The sequence below is a fragment of the Runella sp. genome, assembly GCF_027484545.1.
GTDB lineage: Bacteria > Bacteroidota > Bacteroidia > Cytophagales > Spirosomataceae > Runella.
In genome coordinates this window covers 21463-31926 of record NZ_JAIXST010000258.1, presented here as the reverse complement: position 1 = coordinate 31926, position 10464 = coordinate 21463, and the positions used below count along the sequence as shown (strand labels likewise).

The following is a 10464-nucleotide window of genomic DNA, read 5'->3' as shown; positions in this document are numbered from 1 at the left end:
GGACGGAAGGCAATTATACGTAATTTATCCTTGGGGAGAAGGGGGATACCCCTTCTTTCTCAAAAATATTACTTCTCTTGCCCTCTTTAAAAGTTGCATTTACTCCTTGAATCTAAGAGATGAAAAAAGTATCATTACTAAAATTATTTATTATTGTTCTATCTTCTTTGGGGAATATATGTTTTGGACAGGCACCCAATCTGGGAACAGCTTCCAGCTTTGCCCTATTTACGGCAAATGGCGCCTTGACCAACACTGGTGCTTCAATGATAACAGGTGACATAGGTACTAATGTAGGTGCTTTTAGTGGATTTCCTCCGGGAACAGTCATTGGAAACATTCGTTTACCAAGTTCTCCTGAAGCAGCTCAGGCAGCCATAGATGTGGTTAATGTCTACAACTCTTTGAGTCCCCTTGCTTGTGGCACTCTTATACTACCGGATCTTGGTGGTCAGACTTTAGTTCCGGGTGTTTCCTGTCAGAATACCGCAGCTCCTACCACATTAAATGGCACCTTAACTCTGAGTGGGCTTGGTATATTTATCATTAAATTAAACAGTGCTTTAACGACAGGTACTTCCTCAAACATTATTTTGACCAATGGTGCTACGGCCAATAATGTATTTTTTCAGGTAAATGGAGCTGTCACTTTGGGAACTGGCTCGGCTTTTAAAGGTACTATACTTGCGATGGGAGCTATTTTCTTAAGCACAGCAGCTTCTCTTGAGGGCAGGGGGCTTTCAACTGTGGGGGCAATTACTTTAAATAATAATTTAGTTACTAATGTAGCCCTACCGCTGCCCGTAACTCTGGTATCGTTCACGGCCAAAGCTCAAAAAAATCAGACGGTTGATTTGGCTTGGATTACTTCACTGGAAACCAATAACAGAGGCTTTTTGATTGAGCGCAGTAAAGACCTCAAACAATTTGAAAGAGTAGGAGAGGTGAGTGAAGTGGCAGCCAACAGCAATGCTATGAAAAATTATCATCTTACTGACGTAAACGCTTATTCCGGAACGAGCTACTATCGGCTTACGCAGACTGACTTAAGCGGAAAATCGACTGTTTACCCAGCGGTTTCGGTAGTTCTCCGCGATGAAGCGTATGGCGTATTTCCCAATCCGGTTCTTAGTGACGGACGTTTTACCCTTCGATTGGATGAACCCGAAACAGCTCTGCTGCATTTTTACAGCTTGGATGGTCGATTACTGCCCCTTCAAAAAACGGGTATTCAGTCGGGTAATCTTTTGCTGAAAACGACCGGCAAGGTGTCGGCAGGGGTCTATATTCTCACGGTTTTGGAAAGAGGCCAACTCCGGAAGCATCGTTTAATCATTGAATAAACGGATAGCATTTTAAATCACACCTCTTTTGTTTTACAACTTATTTATAATCAACGAATTACCTAAAATCTTGCATTATGACTGCTAAGCCTATACATATATCAGCTCCATCGCCTAAAAAGGCCTATAAAGCTCCCAAAGTAAAAGTCCTCGGGAATGTTAAAAAACTGACGTTAAAGACCGGGTCTAATTCCGATGGTTTTGGCGGCACATTCTTCTTCGGATAAATTTAGCTGAAACGGTTATCCTGATGGTAATTACGTCCCACACCCGTATTCAAATAGCACAAAGCCAATCGTCTTCCATTTTGGGTAAAGAAACAATCGTACTCAATTACGAAGTGGGAAATTACTATGAATTGAATGAAATAGGTGGTTTTATCTGGTCGCTCCTACAAGCCAATAAGGTAATGTCTGTGGACAAAATCAAAGAACATCTGCTGGAAGAATTTGAGGTGGATGAGTCTCTTTGTCAGAAAGAATTAGTGCTGTTTTTAGAAAACCTATTTCATGAAAAGCTTATCGAAGCAACAGCATAACTACGTAAAACTTTGGTCACTTAGCCGACGTAAAAAATGGCTTTTGACCAAAGTTTTTATGGCATTGACCACCTTCAAAGGACAATTGATTTTGTTTCCTTTGAAGTATTTTATGACGCCTGCGACAGTGTCACTTCCTCAGAAAGTATCCCTTTCTGAAGAAGTGATATATGAAGTGGTTTGGGCGGTACATTTGGTAAGTTCTAAAATTCCATTGGGCTTTTCGTGTCTTACTCAAGCGCTGACGGCCAAGTGGTTACTCAAAAATCAACCCGGGGTTCAGGTTCACATTGGGGTACAAAAAAGCACACTTGAAGGATTTTCGGCACATGCTTGGATTGTTTACCAAAACAAGATAATTCTCGGTGAACAGCCCAATCAATTATTTGAGCCCATTTTAGAATGGAATTGACGAAATATTATTACAAAGCATACGGATTATCCATCGGTTCTGAAATTCCGATCCCTCCCCTTGAAACAAGTAAGGTCACAACGGTTGACTTGACTATCAAACGAAGGCGACTGTTGGAAAGCCCGCCCTTAGGCTCTACAAAAGTGCATCGTGCGGGTTTAAATGCCCGATTTGCCCAAAATAGCCATAATTGTTTATGGTTGGATTGGTCACCTTTGGTGGCGTTCATGGCCATCAATGGCAATGAATTGCTGGTAGAAACTACGGAAAATGATGCGGAACTCATTGCTCTTTTTACGCTGAGTGAAGCGCTTGGTCTGGTCTTGTTTCAGAAAAACTATTTTTTGCTGCACGGAAGTGCTGTTCAAATCGGAGGGCAGGGTATCATATTTTTGGGCGAACCGGGTGCCGGAAAATCCACCACCGTGGCAGCTTTTGCGCAAAAAGGCGTAAGTGTGGTCAGTGATGATATGGTGTGTATCCATATCAACGAGTCAGGAAGCCCCAAATTGATTCCGTCCTTTTCGCAAATCAAAATCTGGGAAAACAGCGTTGTCGGGTTGCAATTGCAAAAAGAAAACCTCTCGCTTGTTCGTGAAGGGACAACTAAGTTTTCATGGCACGATTCGATTGTGTTTGAAGAAAATCCCGTCCCTTTAAAACAGATTTTTGTTTTAACTAATCCTAAGGATTCAGTAAGGTTGCCAGGTGAACTCCCCAAAAGTCAGGTGCCTGTTGAATTGATCAGTTATTTTCCCTTGCCCGATGCGCTGTTAAACGGTGTGGCCCTGAAAGACTATTTTGAGAAAAGCGTTGTCCTTGCTCAGCGCGTTCCCGTTTTGAAAATGAATCGCCCCGAAGATTTTGCCAAGCTGTACGAGTTTGTGGAGCACTTAAAAAAATGTTATCAATGAAATCTGGTTATTCGCCCGAAATAATTGTATTGCTGCATGTGTGTGCCGCAGAAATTTCTGAGAATAAAAAATTACAATTGACTCATTTTTTAACGCAAAACCAACTTAACTGGGATCGGCTATATACGCTGGCCAATTGGCATCGACTGACTCCTTTTTTGTATCAGATGCTTCAGACTATTCCCGAAACTCCCGAAAGTTTTCTGTTAAAATTACGAAATGACTGTCAACATTCGGCCATAGATACGTTACTGAAACAACGTGAATATCATCAGGTTACTGAACTTTTGTCCAATCAGGGCATTGAGCATATTACGTATAAAGGCGTTTATTTAGCCGAGCATTTTTACCCAACAAGCAGCTTACGAATTTGTGGTGATATTGATATTTTAGTTGCAACAGAAGATGCGCCCAAGGCAATTCGCCTATTGCAATCTCATCAGTACCACCTGAATCAACTTCATACCCGTTTTTGGAGGCACAATGAGTATAGTCTGCTGGATGATTTGCCTGAGGTAAGTTTATTCAAGCCATTTGTTGGAATGGGTAGCCAATTCGATATTGATTTACATTGGTCTATTGTGTGTTTCAATAAACATTACAAATCCTTCAAGATGAGTGATTTTCAGGCTCATCCCGATTTCTTTGCTGAATTACAGGTGGTATTGTTGGTAACGCATCATGGAGTGACCGACCTTTGGCAACGTATTTTTTACATCAACGATTTGTATTTTTTATTGAACGACCAAACGATTGACTGGACGTGGTTACTTCAAAAACTACAGTCGTATGGGTTGGAAAAGACCTTTTTAGTAGGCTTGCATTGGTGTCAGCAAATTTGGGATTTGCCATTGCCACCGTTTGTTCAGGCATTGCTAAATGCAAGCGATGTTCGTTCCATAGCGGGTGCTTACGAAAAAAACTGGGAAGTAAGTCATTCCATGAAAGACAGTAATCTTGTTGTTACCCAACTGAAGTTTTTTACAAAAGCGCAGACGCAAGTGGGGAAGTTGGTGAAAATTTATTTCACGTTTTTTACCAGTCGCGTGTTTCGTGCCAGCACTTTTCGATTTGGCGAACACCTGCTCTATATCCCTCAAGAATTAGGTCTTATCACTATTTTTATACGCGCCACTCGTTCCATTTATAATTTTCTCCTCTTTAACTTTTCCGGGTCGGAAGCGAACTTAGCCAAAGAGCCAGGTAAATAATCCGACTCAGCAGCCAATTATAGCGGGTTTTTCTTTGCATCGGAAGGGGTGGATTAAACACAATTTCTACGATTTTAGAGAATATAACACGGTCAATTATCCCCCAAATAGCATGACCTGGAGGCATAAAAAGCTCATGGGTAGACAGATAGAGCTGTTGCGCCGAAAGATTCCCGTATTCTACAAAATTGACTTTCGAGAGTCGTGATACAATAACGGGAGGTAGAATAGTTTGCAGGCCATTACGAATCAAACCTCGCCCTCGTCCATGGTCATAGCTGATTTTTAAGGGAGTTGACAGGCCTAATTCAATCACCTGTTTGTCAAAAAAAGGAAATGAATACTGATGTCCGTAATAAGCGCCAATGTGATTTAATTGCTCGTTACAAATCACATTGGTTGTATTCAGGATTTGATTGACTGAAACGTCATATTCCAATGAAATTCCCTCTGTCAACTCCTTGGTAGTTTGTTGTGGTCGTGGGGTAATCCGTTGTTTAAAATCAGGGTTCAGCGCGTTGTCAATGCCGTTTTTATGGGTGATTTTATTGTAGATTCGTTGGACACAATAAGTCACAATAGCCGAGGTAGAAAGCCCAAGAAGTTGCTTCTGAGCCTGAATTGTTTTCAAAAAAGTATGGAATGGCATTGATTTAAATCGCTTCTTTACTTCCGCTCCAATGATGTACAACGTATATTTTTCAAATTTTGACTGATCATTTAGACTCGACCAATGGTCATGGAGATAGGACAGGTTTCGAGTAGGGAAGGAGACAAATTGCTGACAGGCCAACCTCAATTCTTCCCAATCTTCGTTGTCAATTAATTGATCCAAGTACTCAAACCCGGTCGTAGCCACACTATCGCCGTCGTGACCGGTCAGGAGACAATCACAGCCCAATTGTTGCGCCTTTACGGATACACTCAGGTGAAAACTGGAGGGAATGATAAAATGCTCGGGACGGTCGAATAAGTTATTTATTTTTAGAATAGAATCAAGCACATCTGTCACCGGAAATACGGTGTGATGTTCTGTATGGTGTTGATTCACAACGGCTTTTACATACTCGGATTCATCCGTGGAAGCCAATCCGGTATCAATGGTAAAGGTATGCAGGGAAGGTCGATTTTGCCGGTTGAGTAATTGTTGAGCTACACAACTCACTGAGGATGAATCCAGTCCGCCGCTCAAATGGGCACCAACTCGATTTTTAGCTTTCATTCGGGCATCAATTGCTGCGGTAAACCGGTCTTTGAACACTATTGAATAGTCTTCTGCATCGCTCAGTTTGCTGAAACGGTCAAGGTTGGGTTTCCAAAAAGGCAGTAATCGTACTTCGTGCGCCTTTACCTCAAGATAGTGTCCCGGCAGAATACTATAAATGTGTTCGTAGAAAGTTTCTGAGCTGTACGGTACATATTCGGTCGTCCAAGTTAGGTATTCTCTGAATTTGTGTGGATTGGGAATAACAGCTACGTCCTCAATCGCAATCAAGGCTTTTAGTTCGGAAGCAAAGGCAAAAAATCGGCCCGGTCGATGCACATAATACAGCGGTTTTACGCCTAAAATATCGCGAGCACAAACAATCGATTGCCGACGGGTATCCCACAAAGCCACGGCAAAATCAGCATTAAGCTTATTGAAGGATAATGAGCCCTTATGGAGATAATTGGTAATAAATCCTTGATGTTCAGAAGTATTAAAAATGTCAGCGTCGGTGGTGGCGAAGACGTCGGCCGTGTTGTCTGCCTCAATCGAACCACCAAATACCCATAGGATTCCCTGCTCATTTACTTGGCTCGTTACTTTGCCGCGGTGCTTGAGATGGTTTTCAATCTGAGTGATGTCTTTGAATGACACAGCGTTGCCATCAAACCGAATCATTCCCGCAATTCCACCCATAGTCGTCAGCGATAAAAAATGATGGCAACCTGTGCCTCTCTAAAACTTTAAGGTACAGATAATTGTCAGCGTAAACAATCAACGTCCAACTTACTTTCTTGCAATTCAGAATTACTTTATTATCTTCACTAAATAACGGCTATTGATAGCTGTCTATCAATTAGTTGACTATGGTTAAGAAACGCATTTTTCGAGTTGTTTTCCTTTTGCTTTTACTCGGAATGAGTGAAAGCTGTCAACAAAAATCAAATGAGCCTACTCTCGAAGACATGGCTTATTTTCCTTTGCAAGTGGGAGATTATTGGGTATATCAGGTTATGTCGGAAAAGTATGTGTCGACCAATTCATCCATCAAAAACGTCTACCAATTTCAGGAAAGAATCAGTAGTTCTTACTTCCAAAACGGGCAATTGTATTTTCTGGTAGAAGAGTCTGTGCGGCAAACGGAACAGGCAGCCTGGAAACTTACCGGCTTTCATACTGTTTATAAAAGCCTTTCGGAAGTTGTCAGTCAGGAAAATAACGTACTTAAAGTTAAGCTGGCTTTTCCCATTGCACTGACTGCCTCTTGGAATACAAATGTGTACAATACTAACCCCGATACGTTGCTTCGCTATCGAAATCCGGGTCAATCATTTACAGTGGGTAAGCTTGGGTTCACTAACACAATTTCAGTAGTTGGAGCCAATGATTCCACGTTGGTCAATCAATCGAGATACCTACGAATTTATGCCCCCAACATTGGCTTAGTGTACCGTGAAAATGCCGCACTTGCCTTTTGTCAATCGTCACCTTATTGCATTGGCAAAGGCATTATTGAGTCGGGGACAAAACTGAAATGGGAGTTAATCGTCTCTAATCGTTTGCCTTAATACAGCCAGATAAGTTTCCCGGTATGAGTTTCTGCCTGACCGTCTTTCCCGACGAGTCGTAATTGGTAGAAGTAATGTCCCGGTGCTTTGGCTTGCCACAAAAAAGTGTTTTTGCCCGTTGAGAGGGGAAAAATATCGTCGAAAACGGGTATTCCCAACAAATTATAAATGGTGAATCGAGATTCGGTGGGCAACTCTCTTACATTCAGATTCAGTTCAAATTTAACGTACGAAATCGCCGGGTTTGGGTAAGCCTCAAACGTAATGGACTCATTAGCGTCTACTACATTGAGAGTGAGGGTGTAAGGTACGCGAGTTCGATTGCCGGCTGCATCTTTTCCAAAAATAATGAGTTGATATGTGCTGCCTTCTTTCAGGTCTAATTGAGTAGTAATTTGCAGTTGATTGCTTGAAACAGAAGTAATGGTGAGCAATTGAGGGGCTATTTTCTCCGGGCTGCATGTGCTGCAAGCAACTAAAAACACCTCAACCGCGCTTAAATCATTGGATAATAACGGGTTTTCATCAACCAAATAAATAGCTAACTTCGGTTTTCTATCAACAAGGACGGGATTTTCTTTCAATGCTCCGTTAATAAAAACGCTCAATACGGGGCTGACTAAATCCGGCAGTATATTGGCTGGGTAACTGCTGCCTGTCGCCTGAGTCCAATCCATCAGCAGGGTTGCCGAATTATTTGTTTTACTTAACTCAACGACTTGATTGTCAGGGTCAATGACTACTTCTATTTTTTGCAAACTTACATCTTTGGGTAGTGTATAAAACAGCGTATCGCGGTAACGAAAGGCTTTGAAAGGAATGACTTTATTGGTGGATACTTTACTTGTCGTTTTGAGCAATAACGAAACCGGTTGATTCGGTACAAATTTTCCCAAATTGGCCATTGGAATAATAAGTCGAAGCGAATCACTGTTTTTGAGCGTGCTGCCCGTGACCGATGACTGAAGGTAAATTCCTTTTTGTCCGACAGCGAAGTCAGGATGCGGTAATGGATATGGGCTCAGCGCCGGGTCGCCTTGAAGAACCATTTGCAACAGCACCGCTACATCAAAAAGGGTAACGCCCTCTTTTTCAAGGCGCTCGTTTAGTTGCTGTTGTAGTTGACCGAGCGAAAGACCAAGGGTCGTTGAATTTGCAAATAAATCATTGTAAAGCTTTGTTAGATAACGACTTGTCGGTTCTTCATAGCTATAATAGGAGTGGGCAAGTACCAGTGCTGCTCCTTTTTCGGAAGCCAATAACCAATCGGTAGACAGGGTATTGAAACGGGAAAAAATCTCGCCGACTCCGCAGCCGTTAAAAATCATGAGTGGGTACAATGAGTTGCGAAATCCGTTTTGTGGCGGTGAAGCAAATCCAAAATTCATATCCGTAATGGAGGGCCCGGCATGGCCAAAAAAGGTAATCAGACTGACACCCTCATTGACAACCGACGAAATGTCAACAGGCTCTACCTTTTCGTACGGGTTGCTTTTGCTGAATGAAGTGACTTTGCCTCCCAGAAAACCATTCATAAATACATCGCCCAAGTTTTTCATGGTTGCCTGCAAACTTTGCGCTTCTTCCTGAGTTTTTCCCCCGCTAATGTGTACGATGTGTTTACGCCACAAACCGTTGGAAATTGTGCTTTCCAATTGCCTGACTTTTGCCAAATAGGCCAAAACCTGTTCGTTAGTGGTTACGTTGAGCCTTCCTGTGGGAATTGCTGGTGTGTTGGCAGAAAAACCTTTTAAGCCCGCAGTCAGTAAAATATCTGAACCCGGATACCCAATGGTTGGTACTAAATCATCGGCAGCGGTTTTAATGAAGTAGGGATAACTGCACGCTTTACCAATCAGCAGTAAATTTTTGACAGCCGTTGCAGACAGCATATAGTCTGCGAAACGCCTCAGTGCCAGCGGATTTCGTTCACCGTAATTGAATTCATCGTACAGGGAGTCAGTTTCCACAACCAAAACTTTGTTCCCACCTCCCGCAGAAGAAGTCCGGTAATCTGCATAAGCCATGGCTGATTGTTTAAGCGAAGCATGGGTAACAATCAAATAATCAACGGAGGACGAAAAATTCAATGGAAACCAAACCGGGTGGATGTCAAGCGGTTTTAGCAATTGATTGGTGAGCAGAATGTCTCGATTGCGGGTTGTTTCATTGATAACTACCTGAGTTTGACCGTCGCGAACTTCTGCGTTTAAAAATCGGCAATTGGTTTTGTCGGTAATGTCATAGGCTACTGCTTTAGGAGGCACATTCTGTATGGAGAGCAGAGCTGACTGTTGAGACTTAGTGGGCAGGTGAAATACCTTAGTTGTTTGCCCAATCATGTCAAATGCCTGCGGATACGAGAGTTTTACGTAAGTGATTGAAAAGTTATTGGTACCGTTGATTTTTTTAGGCTTAAAACGAAGAGTAATTTGCTGATTGTGAACGGCATCTTTGTGGATGATAGCCTGAAAAGTTTGACTCGTAAAGCCCCAAAAATTCAAGGGAGCCAACGCAGTTTGAGGGTTAGTATCCAACTGTAACTGAATCGAATGGAACAAATTATCGCGACCGTTGACCATTCCTTCCAGTTTGATGGGCCAATCGGTTATTGCCTGATTCACTAAGTTGAATTGAACAATTCCGATGGAATCTGCCGTTAGTAATTTTCCCGTCCACCCTTCGCCTGGCTCAAAATAACTTTGCTGAAGGGTGGGTTCAATACCTTTGAGATTATTAAAACTGTAGTCGGAAGTGAAAGACTGAACGGTTTCTTCGATGTGAAACTTTTCGGGCGTAAGCCCTTGTGTTGATGTATTCAGTTCAGGTATGCGTTTGCCAGTTGAAGCAGAATTCATGGTTAAGAAATAGGCAGAGACATCCGAAAACAGCGTTTGATAGGGATGGAGTCGCTTTTGTGGCCTATATAGTAGCGAATCCTGACTTCCATCGTTGGCTTCGCCGTAATATTCAATATAGTCTTGCTCGCCGAAAATACCGTTTTGTAAATTCACAATTCGGATGGCTATTTCCTTTCCTCTGAAGAATAATTGCCAATGTATGGGATTGGTTTGCAGAAAAGCGGCATCTGCCTTTTTAATATCCTGATAATTTATGCGATAAATGCCAGTTTGATTAATAGATATTTTCAAATACTTCTGATTGGCCCTAATCCATTCGTTACCAAATAGATTTTGAGCATCTAAAGGTAGTGTATAAACGAAAAACAACGCCCAAAGCACTCCTTTTTTCATGCCTAACTAATTTCAAT

The 10464-nt window shown here is 42.1% G+C and carries 8 protein-coding genes; 6 read left to right on the top strand and 2 right to left on the bottom strand.

The window, feature by feature from the left end:
- The first annotated feature begins 119 nt into the window (after positions 1–119).
- The 5 genes from Q0081_RS23490 (at position 120) to Q0081_RS23470 (ending at position 4418) form a co-directional block, all read left to right on the top strand.
- Positions 120–1343 (top strand): ice-binding family protein, encoded by a 1224-nt coding sequence (locus Q0081_RS23490; protein ID WP_298359484.1) that lies wholly within the window; start codon positions 120–122, stop codon positions 1341–1343.
- Between the two features lie 250 nt (positions 1344–1593).
- Complete coding sequence (locus Q0081_RS23485; RefSeq protein WP_298359481.1) at positions 1594–1881, top strand: PqqD family peptide modification chaperone; 288 nt, start codon at positions 1594–1596, stop codon at positions 1879–1881.
- Positions 1853–2293 carry a lasso peptide biosynthesis B2 protein gene (locus Q0081_RS23480; protein ID WP_298359479.1) on the top strand — a complete coding sequence of 147 codons (441 nt, stop codon included), beginning with the start codon at positions 1853–1855 and terminating at the stop codon, positions 2291–2293. The genes Q0081_RS23485 and Q0081_RS23480 overlap by 29 nt, the downstream gene beginning before the upstream one ends.
- A complete protein-coding gene (locus Q0081_RS23475; protein WP_298359476.1) occupies positions 2284–3207 on the top strand; it encodes a serine kinase in 924 nt (307 codons plus the stop codon). The genes Q0081_RS23480 and Q0081_RS23475 overlap by 10 nt, the downstream gene beginning before the upstream one ends.
- Positions 3204–4418: a nucleotidyltransferase family protein gene (locus Q0081_RS23470; RefSeq protein WP_298359473.1), complete on the top strand. Its 1215-nt coding sequence runs from the start codon at positions 3204–3206 to the stop codon at positions 4416–4418. The genes Q0081_RS23475 and Q0081_RS23470 overlap by 4 nt, the downstream gene beginning before the upstream one ends.
- Here Q0081_RS23470 and Q0081_RS23465 read toward each other — a convergent pair.
- On the bottom strand, positions 4369–6321 hold the full coding sequence (locus Q0081_RS23465; protein ID WP_298359470.1) for an asparagine synthetase B: 1953 nt from the start codon (positions 6319–6321) through the stop codon (positions 4369–4371). The two genes, Q0081_RS23470 and Q0081_RS23465, sit on opposite strands and share 50 nt — an antisense overlap.
- Before the next feature lie 170 nt (positions 6322–6491).
- Between Q0081_RS23465 and Q0081_RS23460 the strand changes: the two genes are divergently transcribed.
- Complete coding sequence (locus Q0081_RS23460) at positions 6492–7193, top strand: hypothetical protein (protein ID WP_298359467.1); 702 nt, start codon at positions 6492–6494, stop codon at positions 7191–7193.
- Here the strand turns inward: Q0081_RS23460 and Q0081_RS23455 are convergent.
- Positions 7190–10447 (bottom strand): C25 family cysteine peptidase, encoded by a 3258-nt coding sequence (locus Q0081_RS23455; protein ID WP_298359465.1) that lies wholly within the window; start codon positions 10445–10447, stop codon positions 7190–7192. The genes Q0081_RS23460 and Q0081_RS23455 overlap by 4 nt on opposite strands.
- Positions 10448–10464: the final 17 nt, after the last annotated feature.